Genomic DNA, 21203 nt, shown 5'->3' with positions numbered 1-21203 from the left:
AAAGTAACCCCCTTCACGTCGGCCTCTCGAGGACGAGGATCGAGGCCCAGAGGTCCCCGTGCCTCACCCTCCTGACGTGGGCGAGCCTCAGCCCGGCCCGCCTCGCTAGCTCTATCATGTAGTCGGACTCCGTCGTTATCAGCGCAGCCCTCCCCCCGGGTGCCAGGGCTAGCCTAAGGCTTGGGATGAAGGCCCTGTAGAGGCGCCTCACCGCCTCGGGGTCGCCCAGTCTTATCCCGTAGGGCGGGTTCGAGACCACTACGTCCGCGGACGCCTCGCCCAGTATCTCGTGCATCCTCCTAGCGTCGCCGACGAGGAAGCGTATCCTCCCCTCAACCCTGGCGGCCACCGCGTTCATCCTGGCCCCGTGTATGTGCCGGGGATCCTTGTCCATGCAGGTGATCTCCGAGTCCTCGAAGAGGTAGGCGGCCTCCAACGCCACGGTGCCGCCGCCGCACATCGGGTCAACAATCCTGTCCCCGTCCCTCGCCCCGGCGAGGCGTAGCATGACGTAGGCGAGCGTGGGCTTGAGGGCGGCGGGGTGGTCGTAGACCCTGTACCTCCTCCTGTGCCTGCTCCTCTCGCCCGTCAGCAGGATCCCGGCGTAGAACCTGTCCTCGACCACGCTCGCGTGCACCACGACGGAGGGGCTGTTGAGCCTCACCTCGGGCCTGAAGCCCCTCCTCTCCCGGCACGCCCTGATGACGGCGTCCCCGACGAGCCTCGCTATGTCCATCGAGGTGTACTCGTGGCCCTCCCCGGCCCTCTCAGCTCTAACCGCGAACGCCGCCCCCGCGGGCAGGTAGCTTGCCAGCTCGCTGCGGGCGACGGCCTCGGCGGCCCTCTCGAGGTCGCCGAGCGTGGGGCCTACCCTCTCCTCGACCAGTAGCAGGATCCCGGAGTGGATGCTCCTCATGGAGAGGAGCCTGTCTCCGAGGAGGTCCAGGGGGCCGGGGGCCTCGACGACCACCCTGCCCTTGCCGCTCCTGACCTCCACGACCCTCGACGCCCTGAGCTCCTCGACTGCCTCCTCCGCCATCACGTCCTCCGTGCCGGGGTTGCCGGTGAGGAGCACCCTGTACTCAGCCACGCCCAGCCACCCTCCTCGCGGCCCTCGAGAGCAGGTAGGCCAGCCTCTCGACCTCCACCTCGGTGGCGACCGCCCTATAGAGTATCCTCCTCAAAGCCTCCACGGCCTGCCAGGCCCTGACGGGATCCCCGGCGCTGGAGGCTAGCTGGGAGGCGTACCTGAGCAGCAGCTCCACCCTGCCCCGCCCCGCCATCCTGCGTGGCGGCGCCTCGCGGAGCCTCCTGGCCCTGAAGAGCTCGTAGAGCACTATCGCCACGGCGTTGGATAGGTTCAGGGTTGGGTACCCCTCGCTTGCCGGGATCGTCACTAGCAGGTCGCACTCCGCTATCTCCTCCCGGGTGAGGCCCGTGCTCTCCCTCCCGAACACGACCGCCACGGTGCCGCCCGCCGCCAGGGCTATGCTGGCCAGCTCCCGCGGGTCAGCTGGAACCCTGGCAACGTCGTCCTCCCTAGCCACGGCGCTCGTGCAAGCCGAGAGGGAGGCGCCCTCAAGGGCCTCCCTGAGGGTGGAGGCCACCAGCGCCCCCTCCAGCCTCGCCTTGGCCTTCGCGGCGAACCTCAAGGCCCCCTCCACGCTCGCCGATGGCTTCACGAGCACGAGCTCGTCCACGTCGAAGTTGTCCGCGAGCCTGGCTATGTAGCCGAGGTTAACCTCGCCCTCGACTCCGACGAGGACTAGTCTAACCCTGAACACGCCGGGCCACCACCGCCCGGATCTCCTCGAAGAAGAACCTCCTGGAGGCGACGTGCTCCACACTGAAGCCGTTCGACTCGAGGCACGCCGCCACGTCTACGGGCGTGAGGCTGGAGTAGACTGCGACCACGTAGCTCCGGGCGCGGGCGGCCTCCCTGCAGAGGCTCAGCGCCCTCTCCCCCCGGGCGCCCGCCGCCCACGCGAGGCTTAGGTAGCCTCCGCAGCCGTCCTCCTCAACGTCGACCGGCAGGTAGGGCAGGTTCGCAACTGCAACGTCGAAGCTGGAGACGCAGCCTGCGCCGCTGCACTCCACGACTGCCACCCTACCATCAAGGCCCTCCGCTCTAACCCTCCGCGCAGCCTCCTCGACGGCGTAGGGGTTGATGTCCGTCGCAACCACGAGGGCCCGGGGGTAGAGGCGGGCGGCCTCGACCGCGAGCGCCCCGCTCCCCGTGCCTATGTCCACGACCACCCGGGGCTCCACGCCCCGCGAGGCGAGCCAGCGGAGGGCCTCGACCGCTAGGAGCGTGTCGTCTGACGGCTCGTAGACGCAGCGCCCGCCAGCCCCTCCTGGGCCACGATCGCCTCCAGGTCCTCGTGGGTGAGGTCCCTCACCCTCTTCCCCTCCAGCCTCGACGAGAGCCCCCCTCCCGGCCTCGAGCCTGTGCACCGCTCCACCGCCCTTAAGGCAAGCCTGTTCCTCTGCGTGAAGAGGCACCTGGTGAGTTCTTCAATCTTCGGGTCCACGCCGGGATCCCAGTCTCTCCTCCTCACCAGAGCCACGAGGGCGGAGTCCACCTCGGGCGGCGGGTGGAAGGAGCTGCCCCTGAAGACGCCTAGCAGCCTCGCCTCGAAGAACCTGGAGGCGAGGACTGAGAGCCTGCCGTAGTCCCCGGAGCCGGGCTTGGCGGTCAGCCTGTAGGCGACCTCCTTCTGAACGACTAGGACGAGAGCCTTAACGTTGTTGTTCCTAGCGGCCGCGGCTATTAGAGGCGTGGAGGCGTTGTAGGGGGCATTGGAGTAGATCACCGGCTCCACAGCCGCCGCGGCGAGAACGACCCCGTCCTCAACCGTCACCTGCACGTTCCCCGGCAGGATCCCCGCCGCGGCGCGGGCCAGCCTCTCGTCGATGTCGCACGCATGGATCCTGGAGGCCAGGTCTGAGACGTAGTACGCCAGTGTCCCCAGGCCGACGCCCACCTCCACCATGTCGCTCCCGGCCCAGGGGGATAGGGCCCTGCGGAAAGCATTGATGACCGCGGGGTCGACTAGGAAGTGCTGGCCGAGCCTCTTCACGGGCCGCTCGACGCCGGCCCAGGCGAGGGCCTGCCTGGTCCAGCGGAGGAGGCCCCGCCTCGTGGGTGGAGTGGGTGGAGGCCTCACTCCTACCTCTGCCCCACCCTCCTCAGGTACTCGCGGATGATGCGGGGGTAGTTGAGGAACCTATCCCTGGCCTCCCTGCCGGGGTTTATGAAGAGGTAGTACTTTGCCTCCCCCCGTATCTCGCTGAGTATCTGCTCCGCCAGCGCCTCGACGGGGTCGACTTTCAGGATCCTCTTGACCTCCTCGTAACTCTTGAACGGCCTGACCTGCCTCTCCCTTAGCAGCTTCTCCAGAGTCCTCTTACCCACGCCCTTCAACAGCTCAAGGGCGTGGAGCCTCACGTTTATCGGCTCCGCGACGTTGAAGAAGTTGACGAAGAAGCTCTCCTTCTCCCTGAGGATGATCCTAACAGCCTCGGGCAGGTTGTCCTTAGCGGTGACGGTCAGGTGCTCGTACCTTATCGGGGTCGGCGGCGACATGATGACCTTCTCTGGGAGCCCCCTACTCCTCACCAGCTCCAGGAAGCGGTCGTAGTCGTCTATGAGTTCGACCGAGCTGGGGTCCTCGAAGGCGAGTCTAACCAGTTCAAGGTCCCCCTCGGGGACTTCATCTGCGACGTAGCATTGGAGCTTCCTAGGCGCAGCCCCGGGGAGGCAGGCGAGCCTTATTCTTGCGAAGCCCCTGGAGGGGCCTAGGGGGACCCTCACCGGCACCTCGAGCGCTATCGTCACCTTCGAGAAGAAGTCTAGGTCCATGTCGAGCGGCGTGCCGTCTATCAGCGTGAACGAGAGCGTGCCGATCACCTGGGCGACCGGGGCGGACCTGTGGTGCGGGTGGGGGTCGCCGCGGTACCCGGACTCTAGGAAGTCGAGCACGACGCCCTCTAGGTCCGGGTACTCCGGCCTAAGCTGGAGCCTCCTCGGCTCCTCCCTCCTCCGGGGCCTCCAGCCTCTCTCCCGGCCGGTCTCCATTAAACGGGCACCTCGAGGCTCCGGCATATACCCCCGACTCACGCGTGCTACCTCGCGAGGAGGTGGTGCAAATACCTCCCTATTTAGCTTGCATTAACCTTAAGGCTACCGGCTGCCCGGCCGCTGGGGGCTAGTAGCCGCTTCGGGCGGTCTTGCAGAAGTCCCGGATAGCGTCTAGTATGGCCTTAAGCTTCTCCTCGTCGTACGTGACCTCTCCTTCGATCTGCAGTATGCTCCTCACCTCGCCGGGGGACTTGGGGCAAATGCTGAGGATGACGGCCGCCGCCTCCTCGCTCACACCCATCGCGGTGAGCTTCTCCATGGCCTCAGCGGCCAGGTCCTCGTCTCCCTCCCCGAACTGGCGGAGGTAGTTCCAGGTCTTGAGCGTGATCTCGGGCACCTCACCCTCCTGCATGCGCTTGGCGAGGAGGGCACGGGCAATAGCGTAGGGGACGTACCTGGCCGACACCAGCTTCCTCTCCACCGCCGGGCACCCCCGCGGCGCCCACGACCCCCCGGCTCAGGCACTCGCGGGGCTCAGCCCTGGGCCCCGCTCTCAGCCTTGGCTTTCGGCGTGAACGCCTCGGGGGGCAGGGGCCTGAGATGCTCCGGCGTCACTATCAGCGTCTTCTTCTTCCTCCCGAGCCTGACCTCGATGATGTAGGCCCTACCCCTCTTCCCGACGACGGTCCCGGTGAGGCCGTGGTACCTCCTGTGGGGCATGCCGTAGTGGAAGGAGGGGTCTATCTTGATCACGACCTTCTCGCCGACCTTGTACTCCCTCAGCAGCACGCTGAGCTTGGGCACCGCGCCCTTCTCGCGCACGTGCTTCCTGAGCAGCTTGCGGGTCCTATGCCTGTAACCCCTAGGCGCTTTGACCAATACTCTTCACCTAACCCTTCCCTTCCCGGGTCACTGCACCCGTGCCGGGGGTGGATACAAATAGCTTTACCCCCTCCACGGCTATTACGTCCAGCTCGATGCACTCCGCCCCCGCGCCGAGGACCTCGGAGAAGCTCGGCGTGGTCCTGCCGTCGTCGCCGCTCACGAGCTCCTTCACGTAGAGGCCGCCGTCCGCTGCAATGACGCACTCCATGACTCCCCCGCCGTAGAGGCGGCACTTGACGGAGTGCACCCTCTTCCTCCTCAGCACGTCCGGCCTCCTGTGGAGCACCCTCCTCGGCGTCCTCTGCAGCACCACCCTGCCCCTGAACTCCTCCTCCAGCCTCTCCACGTCCTCGGGGGTGACCTCCCTCTCGACAGCTATCAGCGCCTTGTACGCCTTCCTCCTCTCGGCGGCCTCCTCCTTGTAGAGCCTCACGTCCCGTCTCCTCGCGAGGCCCTCGAGCTTGAACTCGACCACGCCCCTCCCGCCCGCGTTCGCCGCCCGCTCCAGCTCCTCGAGGCTGAACTGCCTCCTCCTGGGCGACTTCACCTCGATGATGAGGGGCCTGCCGGTGCCGAGCATCCTGGCGTCGACGTCCTCCCTGCCGGCTGCGTGGACCACGACCCTCTCCCCGCCGGTCAGCTTGAGTAGCCCCCAGGCCGCCTGCTCGACGCTGAAGTACTTCGGGCCGGTGGGGGAGGGCCAGTAGGCCTGGCTTATGAGCCTCCCCCTCTTCCAGTACCTCCCGGCCAGTAGGAGGCTGTTGACCTGAAGGTCGACCTCCCCCGTTGGGTAGTGGACTAGGAGAGTCGCCTCCGGGTTGTCGAAGTCGGCCTCTAGGCTCGGGTCTAGCCTCTGGAGGAGCTTGCCTATCTCCCTCCTCAGCTCGCTCCTAATGCTCTCCCCGTAGGCCAGGCCGTGCCTCCTCTTAACCTCGTCCTCAACCGCCTCGACTCCGCCCTCGAGCTTTACGCCGACGACGAAGCGTTTAACGTCGAACGCCCTGAGTAGCTTGAGGCCCCTCTCGGCGGCGCGGCTTATGAACTCGTCGAGGCCGCCCCCGCAGATGGCGCAGGCGGGCGCCTCGGGGGGATCCCTGCCCTTGAGGACCCTGTAGACCTCTGCCCCAGCCCTCCCCAGCCTAGGGGCAAGCGTCTCGAGGACGCCCTCCGGCAGGGACCCCTCGCGGGCCAGGCGGTGCAGCTCCATGGCTAGTAGGAGCTTGATGGCCCAGCCCCTCTCCTTGTTAGAGAGCCCGTGGCCCAGCTGGGCGAAGAGCCTGCCCAGGCAGCGGTCGCAGAGCGGGGTCTCCGAGAGCACCTCAGCAGCCTTCCTCAGCACCCACGAGTCGCCTATGCTCAACCGCCTCCAGCCCCCAGCGCCCTCTGGTCAGCGTCGCCGAGGCCGGGGATTATGTGTCCCCTGCTATCAAGCCTAGGGTCGACGGCTATGGTGTGGAGGACCAAGTCCGGGTGCCTCTCGGCCAGGTAGAGGACTGCGTCCCTCGAAGCTACAACCGAAGCCACCAGCACCCTCGCCGCGCCCCTAGCCTTCAGCTCCGACGCAACGGCGTCGACCGCGCGGCCCGTGGCAACCGTGGGGTCGAGTATGACCGCGGGGCCCCTAATCCTTGGCGGGAGCCCCTCGTAGGAGGCCTCGACGCCCCCGTCCCTCTTAACGTGCGCGAAGCTGAGGGGGGCGTCCTCATAAACGCTTAGGAACCCCTCAGCCATAAAGGCTCCGGCGCCCAGCAGGGCGACGAGCAGCGGCTGGGCCTCGGGCTCCAGCCCCTCTGCTGTTCCATGGGGGGTCTTCACCCTCACCCTCCTCCACTCAAGCTCCCTGGAGACGCTCAGAGCCAGCGCCACGCCGGCGAGCCTCAGGCCACTCCTAAACCCAGCCAGCCCAGTCGAGGAGCTCCTGAGCCTCGCGAGGATCATCCCCGCCGCGGGCAGCTCCTCGCTGAGCACCCTCACCCTCACGGCAAGACGCCCGGGAGGGGCTCGCAGCGGCCAGGGTGGTAATTAGGCGATAAACTCTTCTACGAGGGCGGAGCCCCTTGGAGGCCGTGGCCTGGTGGTGGAGGAGTGGCTGCTAGGGGAGTCGAGCCCGTAGTGGTTAAGCCGTGCAGGGTCGTAGCGATCGTCAGCGGGGGGCCGGATAGCTTCGGCTACATGCTCAAGTGGCTCGCCCGCGGCTGCAGTGTTCACGTCCTCACCTTCAAGTACGGGCAGAAGGCCTCCAAGGAGGTAGAGGTGGCGTTCAGGCTCGTCTCGAGCCTCAGGAGGCTCCCGCGGCGGGAGGGCTGGGGCGAGGTTGTCGAGCACAAGCTCATCGACCTCTCCACGCTGGGGGAGGTGTGGAGGGGCACGCAGCTGACGGATGAGTCGGTCAGGGTGGAGGAGGAGTACGCCCCGACGGTCGTCGTCCCGATCAGGAACGTGGTGATGGCCAGCATTGCCGCAGCGTACGCCTACACAATCGCCGAGAGGCACCCCGGAGAGAGGGTCTACGTCGCCTACGGGGCACACTACTACGACGTGAAGCCGAGGGAGGACACGTGGGAGCCCATCTACCCGGACTGCAGCCCCGAGTGCATCGAGGCCCTCCAGGCGGCCCTCAGGATCTGCCACTTCAGGGGCTCGAGGAGGATAGAGCTGTGGAGCCCCAGCAGGGAGGGGCTCTCCAAGCCGGAGCTACTCAAATCCACCTACGAGCTCGTGGGGAGCCTCGTCTACGAGACGTGGAGCTGCTACCTGAACGGCAAGTACCACTGCGGCGCCTGCGAGAGCTGCAGGAACAGGCACAGGGCCTTCAAGGAGGCCGGGATCCCGGACTGCACCCCCTACGAGAACCCCCCAGGGGACCCCTCGGAGTTCACCAGGGTAGACGGGTACTACTTGCACAACTCGTGCCTCAAGGCGGGGAGGAGTGGTGCGGGGGGTGGGATTTGAACCCACGCAGGCCTACGCCATCGGGTCCTAAGCCCGACCCCTTTGGCCAGGCTCGGGCACCCCCGCACCCGGGGGCAGGATAACGCGAAGGCGCCGGGGGTTTAAGGCTTACACCAGCCTCCAAGGCTGCTTTAAATATTCTCCAGGCGTGGCCGCGAGAAGCGACTCCCCCCGGGGAGGGTGCTTGGGCGCCTCCGACGTGGTGGTGGCTTCATGGGCGTGATTGACTTCCTTGCGAGCGTGGCTGATAGGATCCCGACGGTGGCTAAGCCGGCGCCTAGGCCCTCGCTTTACAGGCGCCTGGCTTGGACGGGTATCGTGTTGATCCTCTACCTGGTCATGTCCAATGTCCCACTCTACGGGATCCCCGCACAGCGGGCGGGCAGCGCCCTCGACATTCAGAGGATCATATTCGCGAGCAGCGCCGGGACGCTCATGGAGCTCGGGATAGGGCCCATAGTGACGGCGGGGCTAATACTGGAGGTGTTGATAGGCGCGAAGCTGATTGACATGGACCTCTCCGACCCGGAGGCTAGGAGGAAGTTCACGGCGGCCAGCAAGACTCTGGCCTTGCTCTTCGGCGTGTTCGAGGCGTCGATGTACGCCCTCGGCTGCAGGTACTGGAGCTTCACGGGGAACCCCCTCACCGGGTGCTCTGCCGGCTGGGGCGAGAGGCTGCTCGTGGTGGCTCAGCTCTCCTTCGCAGTCTACCTGGTCATACTGATGGATGAGATGCTCCAGAAGGGGTGGGGTATAGGGAGCGCTATAAGCCTCTTCATCCTGGCCGGCGTGGCCCGCGGCGTAGTATGGAGCCTCCTCGGCTACGTGCCCGGCCAGGTCGCCTACGGCCTCATACCCGCGCTCATCAGGAACCCCAGCGTCACCCTCCTCGCCAGGCCCAACGGGTTCCCAGACCTCACAGGGTTCCTCGCCACGCTCGCATTCATAGCGCTCCTCGTCTACCTCCAGGCCATGAGGGTTGAGATCCCGGTGACGAGCCCCAGGCTTAGGGGGATAAGGAGCAAGGTCCCCCTCCAGTTCCTCTACGTGACCAACATCCCAATACTCCTAGTCGGCATCCTAGTCGCGGACCTACAACTGTTCGCGGGCCTCCTCGGGAACATACTAGGGAGGGACAGCGGGCTCCTCCGCTACTACAGCGAGTTTGTCTACTACATAACCCCCCCGAGGGGCGTGATCCAGAGCCTGCAGAACCCCCTCAGAACGCTCACGTTCGCAGTCTCCTGGCTCGTATTGTCGGTCCTCTTCGGCTTCCTCTGGGTTGAGATAGCCGGCCTAAACCCCAGGGACCAGGCGGAGAACCTGGTCAAGAGCGGCCTGGAGATCCCGGGGATCCGGAGGAACCCCAGGCTCCTCGAGGGCGTGCTGGCCAAGTACATCTACCCGCTAACGCTGCTCTCGAGCCTAATAGTCGGCCTCATAGCCGTGACGGCGGACGTGCTGGGGGCCTACGGGAGCGGCACAGGCATACTGCTAGCCGTGGGCATAATAAACCAGTACTACACCATGATATCGTACGAGAGGAGCCTGGAGACGTACCCAGTACTCAGGAGGCTCCTCGGGAAGGAGGTCTAGCAAGCGGCCACCCCCAACCCCACCCCGGGGGGGACGCCCCCGGGGCACCCGGGCGCCGGGGCTAGCCCTGCACTATTTTGGGTGGGCGTGAAAAACAGATTAAGCACTCTAACCTTGTTTTCACGGGGGGAACCTTAATGGCGGCTGACGGGTTAAGGCACGAGTTCAAGGTCGTGGTGGTCACGGGAGTCCCCGGCGTTGGCAAGACTACCGTCCTGTCCGAGCTGGCCAAGATCGCTGAGAGCAGGGGGGTCAAGATCAAGGTCTCCAACTTCGGGACCTACATGCTCGAGACCGCGCTCAAGGAGGGGATAGTCGACGACAGGGACAAGATTAGGACCCTCCCCCTGAGGAAGCAGCTTGAGCTGCAGAGGCTGGCGGCTCAGGCCATAGTGCGCGACGCTGCCAGGGAGCTGGGGAGCGATGGGGTCCTGATCGTCGACACTCACGCCCTCGTCAAGACCTCTGCCGGCTACTGGCCCGGCCTCCCGAGGCACGTCCTCGACGAGCTGAAGCCCGACATGATAGCGGTCATCGAGGCCAGCCCGGAGGAGATTGCCGCGAGGCAGGCGAGGGACAGGAGCAGGTACAGGGCGGACATGGGCGGCGTGGAGGGCGTGAGGAGGCTCCTCGAGGAGGCGAGGACCGCTAGCATAGCGAGCGCCGTGCACTACGCCTCGACGGTTGCATTCATCGAGAACAGGGAGGGGAAGGCTAGCGAGGCAGCCATGCAGCTCCTCCAGCTTATAGAGAAGCTCTAGCCGGCCCGCGGGGGAGCCCCGGGGTGCCCTACCTCTACCCGCTCGCCTCGTTTCTCCTCCCAATCCTCGCCGTCTACTCGGTGGCGGTGGTTTACAGGTCTATCTACCCCTACGAGGCGGTGAGGGAGGCGGTCGCTTCCCTCGCGGAGTATAGGATGCTGTCGAGGATGAGGAGCAAGAGGGCGGTTAAGAGGGCTAGGCAGCTAGCCCCCCAGGCGCGGGAGGCTAGGAGGCTCCTCCTGCGCGCCCTCCTCTTCAAGACTGCCATGCTCATAGGGGTCTTCGCCGCCACCTCGATACTGGTGCTGAGGACCCCCCTGGCCTACTCCCCCTTCGATCTGCCCCCGCTCACCCTGTCATCCCAGGGTGGAGAGCCGCTGGTTTACACTTCATTCATCCACCTGGCGGGCTACATCTACGCCCTGCTCCTGTTCAGGGACTACCTCCTCTAGCCCTGCAGGCCGGCGCCCGCCCGAGGCGTTTATTAGCTTATAATGGGCGTCGAGGGAGGCAGGGGGAACCCGCCCGGGGGTGGCTGCAGTGGTTAGGCCGGCGCTGAGGTCGAGGAGCCTTAGGAGGGTGTACAGGCGGACGCCCGGCGGAGTCACGGTGGTTCACTTCGAGAAGAGGAAGCCCGGCCCGGCCCGCTGCGCCAGGTGCGGCAGGCCCCTCAACGGCGTGCCCAGGCTGAGGCCTAGCGCGCTGAGGAAGCTGAGCAAGACGGCGAAGAGGCCGGAGAGGCCCTACGGTGGGGTGCTCTGCGCGGCATGCCTGGCGGAGCTGATAAGGGAGAGCGTGAGGTCCGCCGCAGGGGCCCGGTCGTAGTCGTCTCGGGCCCTCCGGGTGGTGGGAAGTCCGTCTACGCCAAGCGCCTCGCCAGAGACCTGGGGTTGAGGTACTTCACCACGGGCTCCCTCTTCAGGCAGCTTGCCCGCGAGCTTGGAGTCAGCCTGGTCGAGCTCAGCAGGATGGCTGAGCGGGATCCCCGGATAGACCTGGAGATTGACAGGCGGGCGGTCGAGGAGGCCTTGAGGGGCGGGGTGGTGGTTGACAGCCACCTAGCCGGGTGGACGCTTGCGTGGGTGGCGGACGTGCTGATCTACGTTAAGGCCTCCACCCCCGTCAGGGTGGAGAGGGTCGCCGCGAGGGACGGGGTCAGCGTCGCCGAGGCGATGGACGAGGTCCTGGCCCGGGAGCTGAGCCAGTGGAGGAGGTTCAGGAGCCTCTACGGGGTGGACACGACCGACCTGTCAGCCTACCACCTAGTCATCGACACCTCGATCCTCGGCATCGAGGAGGTCTACGGATTCATCAAGAGGTTCGTGGTTGAGGCTTTGAGGGCCCGCGGCTACGAGGTGAATGAGCGGGGCGAGTAGCAACCCGCGGCCCCCAGGTGCCCGCGGCGATGGCCAGGGTCTACATCGAGACGTACGGGTGCGCGCTTGCGGAGTTCGACTCGGCGCTAATGGCCGAGGTCCTCAAGGCTAGGGGGCACTCCATAGTCTCCAGGCCCGAGGAGGCAGAGGTAATCGTGGTCAACACTTGCGCCGTGAGGCTCGACACCGAGCAGAGAATAGCTAAGAGGCTGGCCGAGCTGAGGAGGCGCTACCCCAGGGCTAGGCTAGTAGTTGCAGGGTGCCTCGCCAAGGCCAGGCCGGGGCTCGTGGCCCGGGTGGCGCCGGAGGCCAGCCTGGTCTCCCCCCAGAACGCTGCGAGCGTGTGGAGGGCCGTCGAATCCCCGGGTAGGGTGGTGCTCCTCGAGGGGGCCAGGCCCACGGGCTTCATGCCCAGGATCCCGGTTAGGGACGGAGTCGCGACCATCATGATCCAGGAGGGGTGCCTGAGCAACTGCAGCTTCTGCATAACAAAGATCGCCAGGAGGGAGGTGAAGAGCTACCCGCCCAGGCTGATAGTGGAGGCCGTGAGGGACGCTGTGGAGAGGGGGGCGGTCGAGGTCAGGCTCACGGGGCAGGACGTGGGCGTCTACGGCGTCGACCTGCCCGGCAGGCCGAGGCTCCCCGACCTACTCGCCACGCTGCTCGAGAAGGTGCCGGGGGAGTACAGGGTGAGGGTTGGAATGATGAACCCGCAGCACCTCCTCGAGTGGGTCGACGACTACCTGGACCTCTTCAGGGACGAGCGGCTCTACAGGTTCTTCCACATACCAGTCCAGTCCGGGGACGACGAGATGCTCAGGATCATGAGGAGGGGCTACACCGTCGAGGAGTTCAAGGGGCTCGTGAGGAGGATAAGGGCCCGCGTCGAGGACCCCATGATAGCGACCGACATAATAGTCGGCCACCCGGGCGAGACCGAGGAGTCGTTCAGGAAGACCCTGAAGCTCGTGGAGGAGCTGAGGTTCGAGAGGGTGCACATAGCCCAGTACACCATAAGGCCCAGGACGCTCGCCGCCGGGCTCCCCCAGGTCCCCGACCCGGTGAAGAAGAGGAGGAGCACCATCCTGTCGAGGCTCGTGGAGAGGATAGGGCTGGAGAGGTACTCCCGCTACGTGGGCTCGAGGGTCAAGGCGCTGGTCGCGGGATCCCCCTACAGGGAGGGGAGCCTCGTCGCCAGGCTCCAGAACTACATACCCGTAGTCATACCGGCCGGGGAGGCCAGGGTCGGGGAGTGGGTCGAGGTTGAGGTCGCCGGGGCGACCTTCTTCGACTTAAGGGGGAGGGTCGCGAGGGTGCTCGCAAGGATCCCGGCCTGAGAGGAGGGACTCCACGACCCTAACCACGGCCTCCAGGGCCTCCTCCACCTCCCAGGGGTCGACCTCCACGGCTGCAACGTTGTTGCCCGGCTGCGTCTTCCCCCCCGCGCTGTAGCCCAGCCTCTTCAGGCACTCAGCCGCCCCGGCGAGCGGGGGCTCCTGGGACCCCGAGAGCCTGGCGTAAACCCTTGACTGCCCGGCCCTCCTGGAGGTGTAGGCCACCACTACCACCCTCCCCGGGCTCCTCCCGGCCAGGATCCTCGCGAGCCTGCTGGCGTGCATCCCCTCACCCTCCAGCCTGTAGACCAGCAGCCTCCCCCCGGCCCTCTCCTCAGCCGGCGACGCTGTGGAGGCCAGCTCCTCTAGCTCCGCCTCCGCCCTGGCGGCTAGCTCCGCGAGCCTGCCGTCCCCCATCACGGCCTCGCACGCCCCAACGCCTCTGTACACCGCGGCCTCGATGACGCGGATCAGCGCCTCCCTGTCACCCATGACGGCCGCTCCGCCGACGCGGAGGCTGCAGTCGCGCGCGAGCCTGTAGCCCTCAACGGGGTCGAGGCCGGCCATGGCCATGTACATCCTGTAGGCCCTGTTCCCCAGGGCAGCCCTGCCCAGGTCCCCGGCTATGCTCACAGCGAGGAGGAGGGGATCCCTCGGCTCCGACCCGGCTAGGGTGGCGATGACGTGGGCCGCGCTGGGCCAGTCGCCCCCGGGATCCCCCGAGCTGGCGGGGTTGTAGTAGGCGACCAAGCCCCGCCTAGGGGGATCCCCCTGGTAGTGGTGGTCGATCACCGCCAGGGGGATCCCCACCCTGCCCTGGATCTCGTCCAGCACGCGGCCCGGGTAGGCTAGGTCGGTGAGGACCAGGAGGTCAGCCCCCGCCGCCAGGCGCTCGACCTCGCCCAGCACCCTCCCGGTGAGCCTGTAGGTGAATGGGGGTATGTAGAAGCCCACAGGCTCGCCCCCGAGGATCCAGGAGACCGCCACCGCGGAGGCGACGCCGTCCATGTCCCAGTGCGTGGCGACCACCGGCCTCCGGGACCGCTTGAGCAGCTCGAGAACCCTCCCAGCCCCGGCTCCGGGCCCGCTCACCCGCAGCCCTCCCTCCTACAGTACTCCAGCGCCTCCCTGACGACGTCATCAGCCACGCGCTCCGGCTCCTCCACGAAGGACCTCTCCAGGGCGTCCCGGAGGAAGGCCCTAGCCGAGCCGACGGCGTCCGAGCCGGCTGGGCCGCCCCCGCTCGCGGCGTGCCTGACGAGAGTCGCGAGCTCCATGAGGGTGAAGGGGTCCAGGCTTGCCCCCCGCCTCTGCAGGGCCCTAGAAAGCACACCCACTAGCTCATCCAAGCCCGGCAGCCCCCGCTGGAGGCTTCAAAGGCTTCAGAGGTGGAGCGTTGAGGTTGGAGGGCTTTAAACGCGGCTACTAACGCCCCCGGCGGGCCCCGCGGGGTCTACCATCTCCTGATTTTCGATGCCATGAAGTCCTCGTAGCTGATGTCCAGGTCCTCGTTGGGACCTAGGACTCCCCTCTCCCTCAGTATCTCCCTCGTGAGTATCCAGTACAGCAGCGCTAGGCTCCTCCTGCCCTTGTTGTTGCCTGGGATGACTAGGTCTATGTTCTTCACCTTGTTGTCTGTGTGGGCGAAGGCCACCACGGGGATCCCTATCTTGCTGGCCTCAATGATCGCCTGCTCGTCCGTCCTGGGGTCGGTTACTAGTACAACGTCGGGCTCGAGGTAGTACTCGACGTTGGGGTTCGTGAATATGCCCGGCACTATCCTGCCCGTCACCGCCTTGCAGCCCACGCGCTCGCACATCATCCTCGCGGGCTTCTGCCCGTAGAGCCTCACGCTGGTGACCACTATCTTCTCCGGGTCGAACCTTGCGAGGAACCTCGCCGCTATCCTCAGCCTCTCGTCGATCATCTTAGTGTCGAGCATGTAGTACCCGTCTGGGAGTATCTTGTAGACGAATCTCCTCATGTACTTGGTGCATATCTGCGTCCCGAAGACTACCCCAGCCTTCATGTAGAGCTCCTGGGGGACTAGCAGCTCACCCGCCTGGCTCACCACGCACCACCCTCACTCCTCAGCCTGCGGGCCCTGACTATGTAATATAGGGCTATATCCTCTATGTACGAGACGCTGGAGATCATGGTTGTCCTGCAACAGTACCTGTGGACCCCCAGGTCGTCGAGCACCTTCGCGGGATCCTCGCCGGCCTGGACCCTCCTCTTGAACTCCTCCCAGAGGTGCCCGAGTGGGGCGCCGCAGGTGAAGCACCTGACCGGCAGGAGCATCGCGGGTCACCTGTAGGACTTCTGCCACCTCCTCCTAGCGCTGTACCTCATGTACTTCTCGGGCTCGGTCCTCCTCGGGTCGCCGTGGAGCATGGTCCTATCGTACTCGTCGAACACGCGCTGCAGGTCCATGCTTATCTTCTGCATCCTCCTGCACTCCTCAGTGTCCTCGTCGCACCTGAAGAACTCGACCAGCCCCCTGGCTATCGCCATCCTGACCGCGTCGGCCTGGCCCATGACGCCGCCGCCCTCGACGTTCACGTCGATGTCGATGAGGTTCCTAATCCTCTCCCCCGCCAGGAGCAGGGGCTCCATCATCTTAATCCTAGCCATCTCAATGGGGTAAACCTCGATCGGCACGCCGTTTATCCTGACCCTCCCCTTGCCCGGCCTGATCACGGCCCGGGCTATAGCCCTCTTCCTCTTACCCGTCGCGATAACTATCCTGCCAGCCAGCATGCTCACCTTGCTCCACCCCTCCACCCAAGCTCCCTGGCTATCCTCTCAAGCGTAACGTAGCCCCTCGACAGCCTCGAGGCATCCGCCTCGGGGAACCTAGTCTTCTCCACGCCAGCGTATTCCTCGGGGACGCCAACATACGCCTTGAGCCTCTTAAGCGCCTCCCTACCCCTCCTGTTGTGCTTGGGGAGCATCCCCCTAACGGCGGCCTTGAAGAGCCTCACGGGGCTCCTCGGCCTCTTGGGCCTCCACTTGTGGGAGAAGTGGCTCTTAACCCCCAGGATCGTCCTCTTGTAGGACTGAACCACCATCACTGGGTCGCCGCTGACGGCGATCTTCTCAACGTTAACAACTACAACCCTCTTACCCTCAAGGAGCATCTTAGCTACCCTGCTCGCGAGCCTGCCGAGTATCTGGCCCTCCCCGTCTATGACCACTACCTCACCCTGCACTACCCGGCACCCCCTAGATTATGATCCTCACATTCCTCCCCTCAGGGTTCTCCCTCAGCGCCTCCCTCAGCGTCAACGCGCGGGCCCCGGCAGCCCTAATTTTGCGAAGCGCCTCCTCGGAGAAGGCGAACGCCGCAACCGTCACCTTCTTCTCGAGGAACCCCCCGCCGAGGACCTTGCCCGGGACGACGACCATCTCACCCTCCCTGGCGTACCTGTTGATCTTGCTGAGGTTGACCGCCACCCTCCTGCGCGTCGGCCTGTCGAGGAGCTCAGCTACCCTCAGCCAGGCTGGGGCATTGTTGTCCCTGCCAGTCTTGTAAATCTCGCGCATCAGCCTCCTGAGCAGCTGGTTAGTTGGCCCCGTCCTCTTCAACCCTGAGCACCCTCCCCTTCTACCAGCTCCAGCAGCCTCCGGGCCCTTTTCTCCAGGCACCTAGTAGCCTCGTATATTATGCGTTCCGGCCTGAGGGCGCCGCTGCTCTCGACGTCTAGTATCAGCTTTGAGGGGTTGTACTCGATCCTCAAGGCGTCCCTGCACGCGGTCTCGGCGCAGTACCTGAGGCCGCTCGTGGTCCTGAAGTGGAGTAGCTCGATGGAGCCCTTGCCCCCGGACTCCAGGGCCTTCCTCACCTCAGGGTAAGCATCAAGGCACTCCAGGCACTCCTTGCTCGCCTTCGACCCGTCGTAGTGGATCACGGGGACGTACTTGGATGAAGCCACGGTTGCGGGGGACCACTTCGCGTGCTCCCTCCCCCTGCCCAGCCTGGCGAAGGCTATCAGGTGCACAGCCTGCCCCGGGGCGAGGTAGAAGAGCACAGTCCCCGGGTAGACGGGCTTCACGTCGGGGTCGCTGATTTTCATCGACTCGGCTGTGACGTACTTGCCCGATAGCTCGGTGGGGTCCAGCCTCTCCTCAATCTCGATCTCGACGTAGCAGCTCCTGTCACCCTCAGGGGCCCCCCGGCACTCCTCGGGGCTCCTGTACTTGGCTAGGGCCTCGTCGCTCTTGAGGGGCGTGAGGCCTAGGCGGTGTGCTATGATCTCGTCGTGTATACCAGTGTTGTTCTCGTAGAAGTAGGCGAAGTCAACGGCGAGCGTTGGGACGTCGCTCAGCGAGAGCCTCCTCAAAGCGTTAACATAGGCCACGGGGAAGCCCTTGACGAGTAGCTTGATACTCCTATCGTCGAGGGAGAGTACCTCGAGGGAAGGCTCGGCCCCAGCCAAGGAACCAGTCGCCTCCTCGAAGGCGCAGGCGGCGCTAGACCCTGCGGCCGCGCCTGCCGCCCGGCCTCCTCGTGGTGTCGTGCGGTATCGGCGTCACGTCCTCAATCCTGCCTATGATGAAGCCCGACCTCGCCAGGGCCCTAATCGCAGCCTGGGCGCCCGGCCCTGGAGTCTTGGGGCCGTGCCCTCCAGGGGCCCTGACCTTGATGTGTATCGCCACGATACCCCTCTCCATGGCCTGCTGCGCGGCCCTGCTAGCGGCCATCATCGCGGCGTAGGGCGATGGCTTCTCCCTGTCAGCCTTCACCACCATACCGCCTGAAACCCTCGCCACGGTCTCCGCCCCAGTCAGGTCGGTGATGTGGACGATGGTATTGTTGAAGCTACTGTAGATGTGGGCGACGCCCCACTTGAGGTCCCTCTGGAACAGCGCCGTCAACCCAGAGCCACCCCCGTGCCGCCCTAGCTTGAGGCGGCCTCAGCCCTCTCCTTAAATGGGCTACCTGGAGCGTAGTCTATGAGGTCCTCCTCCTCCCTGGAGACGAGGTAGCCGGGCGACGTGACCCTCCTGCCGTTGATGGCTATGTGCCCGTGGACTATGAGCTGCCTCGCCTGGTATATGGTCTTAGCCAGGCCCTTCCTGTAGACGATGGTCTGGAGCCTCCTCTCCAGTATGTGCTCCGCGGTGAGGCCCAGGACGTCGTCGAGCGTGGCGTTCCTGTCAATCAAGCCCATCCTGTACAGCCTGTCGAGGAGAGCCTTCTCCCTCTCAGCCCTCACGGACTCCGGCAGCGCCAGCAGGCTCCTCGCCAGGTGCCTGAACTTCCTGGCGAGAGTGGCGGCCTTCCAGAGTTCCTTCTTGTTCTTCAACCCGTAACGGCCGACAAGCTCCATCTCCTTAAGGAGCCTCTCCTTAATCCACGGGTGCTTCGGGCCCTCCCACTTCTTCCTAGGCTTCCTCGGGTCGCCCACTCCTCACCACCCCGCCTACTTGCCGCCCTTCTTCCTGCTAACACCGATGGTCATGCCCAGCCTGCCGGTCGTGTGGGTCCTCTGGCCCCTAACCTTGAGGCCGAGCTTGTGCCTCACGCCCCTCCAGCTCCCGATCCTTATCTCCCTCTCAATGTCCCTCCTAGCGTGGAACACGAGGTCAGCGCCTATTAGGTGCTTATCCTCACCCGTCTCGTAGTCCTTCCTCCTGTTGAAAAGCCAGGCCGGGAGGCCCAGCTTCCTCAGGTCGCTCACAGCCTCCTCCAGCCTCCTGATCTGCTCCTCGGTGAGGAAACCGACCCTCATCTCAGGGTCGAGCCCGAGCATCCTGGCAACAGCGTAAGCCGTGGTTACGCCTATGCCTTTAATCGAGGCCAGGCCGTAGACCAGCTTAAGGTCGCCCCTAATATCTGTACCCGCAATCCTAACTATGTACTTGAACTGCTGCTCCTCGGCGGCCAAGCTATTCGACACCCCATACCCAGGAGGCTCCGCGGGGCTCCTCCAGGGCAAATAAAAGCAACGACCCCCCTGGCGGCGTGCCTCTCAGAGGAAAGACTTGGGAAAGCTGGGATCCCGGGGTAGGCCTCGGGGGCGAAGGGGGTTTGGGGTTTAGACTCCTGCCTTCGCGCGCAGCTCCTTAACCTTCTCGATGATCTCGTTGACGAGGGGCGCCGCCTCTCCAGGGTCTATGATGGCGGCGCTGGCTGCCTGAACCTCTATCCCGGCGGCCTCGCCGAGCTTCATCTTGCTGGGCACGTAGACGTAGGGTATTTTCTTCTCGTCGCACAGTATGGGTAGGTGCATCACGATCTCGGGCGGGTCCACGTCTTCAGCGATGATGACGAGCTTAGCCTGGCCTCTCTCGCACGCTTTAGTGGTCTCGTTGGTGCCCTTCTTTATCTTACCAGTCTCCCTAGCCTTCCTGACGGCCTCGTACACCTTCTCAGCTAGGTCCTTGGGGACCTCGAACCTTACATACGGGGGCTTGGACATGGCTCATCCTCCTCCCCAGCCTTTGGGTCGTCGGCCTAGCACTGGCCGGGTTTAGCCTTAATAAGCATGTGGCCCGCTTCATCTAATGGTTGAAGGGGGGTGCTAGGAGTGTCCTGCCTCGACCGGATAGGCCCCGGGGAGGACGCGCCTGAAGTGGTTAACGTCGTCATAGAGATTCCGATGAACAGTGGTGTAAAGTACGAGTTCGACAAGGAGGCGTGCGTTGTCCGTGTTGACAGGTTCCTCTACACCAGCATGGTCTACCCGTTCAACTACGGCTTCATACCAGGCACGCTGGAAGAGGACGGGGACCCCGTGGATGTGCTAGTCATCTCCAGGGAGCCCCTAATGCCGGGTAGCGTGATCGAGGTAGTCCCCATAGGCATCCTGGACATGGAGGACGAGGAGGGCCCGGACAGCAAGATCATAGCCGTCCCGAAGCCGAAGCTAGACCCATACTACGCCGGCTGGACGGATGTGGAGTCGCTGCCCGAGAGTCTCCGCGCCAGGATAAAGCACTTCTTCGAGCACTACAAGGAGCTGGAGCCGGGGAAGTGGGTGAAGGTCACCGGCTGGAGAGGGGCCAAGGAGGCTAAGGAAGCCATAAGGAAGGCTATCGAGAGGTATAAGGGTGCGAAGCAGGCTTGAGTAGATCCCAAGTAAGGGCGGGCAGCTTAGCCCTTCTAGCGTTTTTGCTAGCTATCCTAGCGAGTATACCAGTGCTTCATGCTCAGACAGCTGGAGTCGTCCGCCTCCCCCAGGCCGTCTATGAGGGGAGAATCGACGCCCAGGTCATCCTGGCCTCCAGCGCCTACCCCGCGGCGGTCTCCCCACTGAAGGCCGGGATCCAAGTCTACATAACCGAGCAGAGGAGGGTTGGGATAATAATTCTAGGCGCCGCCACGCCGCTGGCTCCAAGCATCATGGAGGGAGTCATTAGAGGCGTCGTCCTGGAGGCCCTGAACGAGTCGCTGGAGGCCGTGGAGGAGGCCGCGCCGGCCCCCGGCGAGTTCCTCTACGTTAGGGGGGCGAAGCCCGTGGTGTGCAAGGAGATCTACCGCGCCTCCACGCCGGAGGCCAACGTGACTTACATACCAACCACAGCCGGCCTCCTGCCAGCGGAGATCCACGCCAACGCAGAGGCCGAGGTCATCAGGCCCCTCATCTCCGGAATGCGCACCTCCTACGAGGTTAGGGGCAAGGTAGAGCTAACGCTGAGATACCTCGGGCTAGAGGAGGCTTGCGGGTCAAGCGTGTTAACCAAGAGCAAAACCGCAGCCATTAAAGCCGCCATTCTCATAATCCTCCTAGGCGTCGCGGCGTCGATAGCGTGGAGGACGAGAGTGAAGCCGGTGGCCATAGCCTACAGCTACTACGGCCACCCACCACTCTCCTAGCAGCTTGAAGCGTTGAGCAGGCACGCACTAGAGCCGCGGGCTCCTCGAGCCTGAGGAGCTTAGACTAAGGCCCCTGCCTCGCAAGAGGGCGGCCTTGAAGGGGAGGGGAAAGACAGCTCCTGGCAGAGAAGGGGCTGGCGCCCGCTAGCACGCCGAGGGCCCCGGGTGCTCGGCCTTAACGCTCTCAGACCCGGGGCAGCCTCTCCCTGAACGCTTTAGCCGTCTCCATGAACTCGGCCTCTACCTCCTTCACGTACTCCTCGTATGTCTTATTAAGCTTCTCCAGCTTCTCCTCATAACGCTCCTCCACGACTCTCCTAGCCTTCTTGACAACCTCATCCCTGCTGGGCAGCGTGGACACCTGCCTCACCCCTGGAGTCACTTCCCCGGGGGGTT

General features: G+C 64.9%; 30 protein-coding genes, 1 tRNA gene and 1 pseudogene. 9 read left to right on the top strand and 23 right to left on the bottom strand.

Features of this window, described 5'->3' with window-relative positions; all coding sequences use genetic code 11:
* Positions 1-13: 13 nt before the first annotated feature.
* From ACYQ3J_RS00785 to upp, 9 genes and pseudogenes are all read right to left on the bottom strand, one after another.
* Positions 14-1090 (bottom strand): methyltransferase, encoded by a 1077-nt coding sequence (locus ACYQ3J_RS00785; RefSeq protein WP_460123141.1) that lies wholly within the window; start codon positions 1088-1090, stop codon positions 14-16.
* Complete coding sequence (locus ACYQ3J_RS00780) at positions 1083-1784, bottom strand: RNA methyltransferase (protein WP_460123138.1); 702 nt, start codon at positions 1782-1784, stop codon at positions 1083-1085. The genes ACYQ3J_RS00785 and ACYQ3J_RS00780 overlap by 8 nt, the downstream gene beginning before the upstream one ends.
* Positions 1771-2283 (bottom strand): annotated as a pseudogene (locus ACYQ3J_RS00775) (methyltransferase domain-containing protein); the annotation flags it as partial. The pseudogene ACYQ3J_RS00775 and the gene ACYQ3J_RS00780, both read right to left, overlap by 14 nt.
* Positions 2284-2303: 20 nt before the next feature.
* On the bottom strand, positions 2304-3167 hold the full coding sequence (gene rsmA, locus ACYQ3J_RS00770; protein WP_460123135.1) for a 16S rRNA (adenine(1518)-N(6)/adenine(1519)-N(6))-dimethyltransferase RsmA: 864 nt from the start codon (positions 3165-3167) through the stop codon (positions 2304-2306).
* Between the two features lie 2 nt (positions 3168-3169).
* Positions 3170-4078 (bottom strand): DUF655 domain-containing protein, encoded by a 909-nt coding sequence (locus tag ACYQ3J_RS00765; protein ID WP_460123132.1) that lies wholly within the window; start codon positions 4076-4078, stop codon positions 3170-3172.
* 130 nt (positions 4079-4208) lie between these two features.
* Complete coding sequence (locus tag ACYQ3J_RS00760) at positions 4209-4562, bottom strand: Rpb4 family DNA-directed RNA polymerase subunit (protein WP_460123129.1); 354 nt, start codon at positions 4560-4562, stop codon at positions 4209-4211.
* Positions 4563-4615: 53 nt separating this feature from the next.
* Positions 4616-4960 carry a 50S ribosomal protein L21e gene (locus tag ACYQ3J_RS00755; RefSeq protein ID WP_460123126.1) on the bottom strand — a complete coding sequence of 115 codons (345 nt, stop codon included), beginning with the start codon at positions 4958-4960 and terminating at the stop codon, positions 4616-4618.
* Positions 4961-4970: 10 nt separating this feature from the next.
* A complete protein-coding gene (locus ACYQ3J_RS00750) occupies positions 4971-6326 on the bottom strand; it encodes a tRNA pseudouridine(54/55) synthase Pus10 (protein WP_460123123.1) in 1356 nt (451 codons plus the stop codon).
* Positions 6323-6946, bottom strand: a complete 624-nt coding sequence (gene upp, locus ACYQ3J_RS00745) for a uracil phosphoribosyltransferase (RefSeq protein WP_460123120.1) — start codon at positions 6944-6946, stop codon at positions 6323-6325. Before upp ends, ACYQ3J_RS00750 begins: the two co-directional genes overlap by 4 nt.
* Before the next feature lie 105 nt (positions 6947-7051).
* Between upp and ACYQ3J_RS00740 the strand changes: the two genes are divergently transcribed.
* Positions 7052-7918 (top strand): 7-cyano-7-deazaguanine synthase, encoded by an 867-nt coding sequence (locus ACYQ3J_RS00740; RefSeq protein WP_460123117.1) that lies wholly within the window; start codon positions 7052-7054, stop codon positions 7916-7918.
* On the opposite strand, the gene ACYQ3J_RS00735 is transcribed toward ACYQ3J_RS00740, so the two are convergent.
* Positions 7897-7984, bottom strand: a tRNA-Leu gene (locus ACYQ3J_RS00735). The two genes, ACYQ3J_RS00740 and ACYQ3J_RS00735, sit on opposite strands and share 22 nt — an antisense overlap.
* 147 nt (positions 7985-8131) lie before the next feature.
* On the opposite strand from ACYQ3J_RS00735, the gene secY reads away from it, so the two are divergent.
* The 6 genes from secY (at position 8132) to ACYQ3J_RS00705 (ending at position 12988) form a co-directional block, all read left to right on the top strand.
* Positions 8132-9514 (top strand): preprotein translocase subunit SecY, encoded by a 1383-nt coding sequence (gene secY, locus ACYQ3J_RS00730; protein ID WP_460123114.1) that lies wholly within the window; start codon positions 8132-8134, stop codon positions 9512-9514.
* A gap of 137 nt (positions 9515-9651) precedes the next feature.
* A complete protein-coding gene (locus ACYQ3J_RS00725; RefSeq protein ID WP_460123111.1) occupies positions 9652-10275 on the top strand; it encodes an adenylate kinase in 624 nt (207 codons plus the stop codon).
* 23 nt (positions 10276-10298) lie between these two features.
* Positions 10299-10727 (top strand): hypothetical protein, encoded by a 429-nt coding sequence (locus tag ACYQ3J_RS00720; protein WP_460123108.1) that lies wholly within the window; start codon positions 10299-10301, stop codon positions 10725-10727.
* Between the two features lie 88 nt (positions 10728-10815).
* Positions 10816-11100, top strand: coding sequence for a 50S ribosomal protein L34e (locus ACYQ3J_RS00715; protein WP_460123105.1), 285 nt, complete (start codon positions 10816-10818; stop codon positions 11098-11100).
* Positions 11043-11651 (top strand): (d)CMP kinase, encoded by a 609-nt coding sequence (gene cmk, locus ACYQ3J_RS00710; protein ID WP_460123102.1) that lies wholly within the window; start codon positions 11043-11045, stop codon positions 11649-11651. Before ACYQ3J_RS00715 ends, cmk begins: the two co-directional genes overlap by 58 nt.
* Before the next feature lie 17 nt (positions 11652-11668).
* The gene (locus tag ACYQ3J_RS00705; protein WP_460123099.1) at positions 11669-12988 is read left to right on the top strand and encodes a tRNA (N(6)-L-threonylcarbamoyladenosine(37)-C(2))-methylthiotransferase; all 1320 of its coding nucleotides are present in this window, start codon (positions 11669-11671) and stop codon (positions 12986-12988) included.
* On the opposite strand, the gene ACYQ3J_RS00700 is transcribed toward ACYQ3J_RS00705, so the two are convergent.
* The 12 genes from ACYQ3J_RS00700 to rpl7ae form a co-directional block, all read right to left on the bottom strand.
* A complete protein-coding gene (locus ACYQ3J_RS00700) occupies positions 12944-14077 on the bottom strand; it encodes a DHH family phosphoesterase (RefSeq protein WP_460123096.1) in 1134 nt (377 codons plus the stop codon). The genes ACYQ3J_RS00705 and ACYQ3J_RS00700 overlap by 45 nt on opposite strands.
* On the bottom strand, positions 14074-14334 hold the full coding sequence (locus tag ACYQ3J_RS00695; protein WP_460123093.1) for a hypothetical protein: 261 nt from the start codon (positions 14332-14334) through the stop codon (positions 14074-14076). The genes ACYQ3J_RS00700 and ACYQ3J_RS00695 overlap by 4 nt, the downstream gene beginning before the upstream one ends.
* A gap of 104 nt (positions 14335-14438) precedes the next feature.
* Positions 14439-15056: a 30S ribosomal protein S2 gene (gene rpsB, locus ACYQ3J_RS00690; protein WP_460123090.1), complete on the bottom strand. Its 618-nt coding sequence runs from the start codon at positions 15054-15056 to the stop codon at positions 14439-14441.
* Positions 15053-15286: a DNA-directed RNA polymerase subunit N gene (locus ACYQ3J_RS00685; protein ID WP_460123088.1), complete on the bottom strand. Its 234-nt coding sequence runs from the start codon at positions 15284-15286 to the stop codon at positions 15053-15055. The genes rpsB and ACYQ3J_RS00685 overlap by 4 nt, the downstream gene beginning before the upstream one ends.
* 6 nt (positions 15287-15292) lie before the next feature.
* Positions 15293-15745, bottom strand: a complete 453-nt coding sequence (locus ACYQ3J_RS00680; protein WP_460124534.1) for a 30S ribosomal protein S9 — start codon at positions 15743-15745, stop codon at positions 15293-15295.
* 2 nt (positions 15746-15747) lie between these two features.
* Positions 15748-16197 (bottom strand): 50S ribosomal protein L13, encoded by a 450-nt coding sequence (gene rplM / locus ACYQ3J_RS00675; protein WP_460123085.1) that lies wholly within the window; start codon positions 16195-16197, stop codon positions 15748-15750.
* 13 nt (positions 16198-16210) lie between these two features.
* Positions 16211-16573 (bottom strand): 50S ribosomal protein L18e, encoded by a 363-nt coding sequence (locus ACYQ3J_RS00670; RefSeq protein ID WP_460123082.1) that lies wholly within the window; start codon positions 16571-16573, stop codon positions 16211-16213.
* On the bottom strand, positions 16570-17424 hold the full coding sequence (locus ACYQ3J_RS00665) for a DNA-directed RNA polymerase subunit D (RefSeq protein WP_460123079.1): 855 nt from the start codon (positions 17422-17424) through the stop codon (positions 16570-16572). The genes ACYQ3J_RS00670 and ACYQ3J_RS00665 overlap by 4 nt, the downstream gene beginning before the upstream one ends.
* Positions 17425-17458: 34 nt before the next feature.
* The gene (locus ACYQ3J_RS00660; RefSeq protein ID WP_460124531.1) at positions 17459-17854 is read right to left on the bottom strand and encodes a 30S ribosomal protein S11; all 396 of its coding nucleotides are present in this window, start codon (positions 17852-17854) and stop codon (positions 17459-17461) included.
* A gap of 32 nt (positions 17855-17886) precedes the next feature.
* Positions 17887-18396, bottom strand: a complete 510-nt coding sequence (locus tag ACYQ3J_RS00655; RefSeq protein ID WP_460123076.1) for a 30S ribosomal protein S4 — start codon at positions 18394-18396, stop codon at positions 17887-17889.
* Between the two features lie 15 nt (positions 18397-18411).
* Positions 18412-18876 carry a 30S ribosomal protein S13 gene (locus tag ACYQ3J_RS00650; RefSeq protein ID WP_460123073.1) on the bottom strand — a complete coding sequence of 155 codons (465 nt, stop codon included), beginning with the start codon at positions 18874-18876 and terminating at the stop codon, positions 18412-18414.
* A gap of 150 nt (positions 18877-19026) precedes the next feature.
* Positions 19027-19410 carry a 50S ribosomal protein L7Ae gene (gene rpl7ae / locus ACYQ3J_RS00645; RefSeq protein ID WP_460123070.1) on the bottom strand — a complete coding sequence of 128 codons (384 nt, stop codon included), beginning with the start codon at positions 19408-19410 and terminating at the stop codon, positions 19027-19029.
* Positions 19411-19518: 108 nt separating this feature from the next.
* Between rpl7ae and ppa the strand changes: the two genes are divergently transcribed.
* Positions 19519-20058, top strand: a complete 540-nt coding sequence (gene ppa, locus ACYQ3J_RS00640) for an inorganic diphosphatase (protein ID WP_460123067.1) — start codon at positions 19519-19521, stop codon at positions 20056-20058.
* 44 nt (positions 20059-20102) lie between these two features.
* On the top strand, positions 20103-20807 hold the full coding sequence (locus ACYQ3J_RS00635; protein WP_460123064.1) for a hypothetical protein: 705 nt from the start codon (positions 20103-20105) through the stop codon (positions 20805-20807).
* Between the two features lie 184 nt (positions 20808-20991).
* Here ACYQ3J_RS00635 and ACYQ3J_RS00630 read toward each other — a convergent pair whose 3' ends face one another.
* Complete coding sequence (locus ACYQ3J_RS00630) at positions 20992-21168, bottom strand: hypothetical protein (RefSeq protein WP_460123062.1); 177 nt, start codon at positions 21166-21168, stop codon at positions 20992-20994.
* Between the last annotated feature and the right edge of the window lie 35 nt (positions 21169-21203).

The organism is Stetteria hydrogenophila (assembly GCF_054657575.1).
Note: the sequence above shows the minus strand (reverse complement) of the source record. Positions and strands in the feature narration are given on the sequence as shown.

Coding starts and splice junctions, on each gene's coding strand:
- rpl7ae (WP_460123070.1), bottom strand. CDS start 19,410: ATGTCCAAGCCCCCGTATGTAAGGTTCGAGGTCCCCAAGGACCTAGCT.
- secY (WP_460123114.1), top strand. CDS start 8,132: ATGGGCGTGATTGACTTCCTTGCGAGCGTGGCTGATAGGATCCCGACG.
- ACYQ3J_RS00765 (WP_460123132.1), bottom strand. CDS start 4,078: ATGGAGACCGGCCGGGAGAGAGGCTGGAGGCCCCGGAGGAGGGAGGAG.
- cmk (WP_460123102.1), top strand. CDS start 11,043: ATGCCTGGCGGAGCTGATAAGGGAGAGCGTGAGGTCCGCCGCAGGGGC.
- ACYQ3J_RS00725 (WP_460123111.1), top strand. CDS start 9,652: ATGGCGGCTGACGGGTTAAGGCACGAGTTCAAGGTCGTGGTGGTCACG.
- ACYQ3J_RS00680 (WP_460124534.1), bottom strand. CDS start 15,745: ATGCTGGCTGGCAGGATAGTTATCGCGACGGGTAAGAGGAAGAGGGCT.
- ACYQ3J_RS00685 (WP_460123088.1), bottom strand. CDS start 15,286: ATGCTCCTGCCGGTCAGGTGCTTCACCTGCGGCGCCCCACTCGGGCAC.